Source organism: Hyphomonas sp. GM-8P (assembly GCF_003263315.1).
Lineage (GTDB): Bacteria > Pseudomonadota > Alphaproteobacteria > Caulobacterales > Hyphomonadaceae > Hyphomonas.
On the sequence record NZ_AWFE01000041.1, the window covers coordinates 1 to 373 of the forward strand.

A 373-nucleotide genomic window follows, 5' to 3' on the forward strand; every position below is an offset into this window, starting at 1 on the left:
TGACGACGCTGGCCGGGTTCGTGCTGATCCCGTTCGCGCTCTGGAACAAGACTTCGTTCCTCGCCGAGAAAGTCCTCGGCAATGTCATCGCCTCCGGCATCAAGCTCATGGTGCTGGCGATCATTGTCGGCATCGGCTCGACGATCTTCTCCTCCATCACATCCACCTTCCAGCCGGACGAGGTGACGCTCGAACAGGCCGCCTCCGTCATCCTCGGTTCGCTCGCCATGCTGGCGCTTGGCCTGTTCGGGCCCGGCATCGCCACGGGGCTCGTCTCCGGTGCGCCGCAGCTGGGGGCCGGGGCCGCCATCGGCACGGCCGCAGGCGTTGCCGCCGGTACCGTTGCGGGCGGCAGCCTTGCCAAGTCCGGTAT

1 protein-coding gene is annotated in these 373 nt (G+C 67.0%); it reads left to right on the forward strand.

The window, feature by feature from the left end:
• A partial coding sequence (locus tag HY26_RS03550; RefSeq protein ID WP_199288537.1) for a type IV secretion system protein occupies positions 1-373 on the forward strand: 373 nt, incomplete at both ends.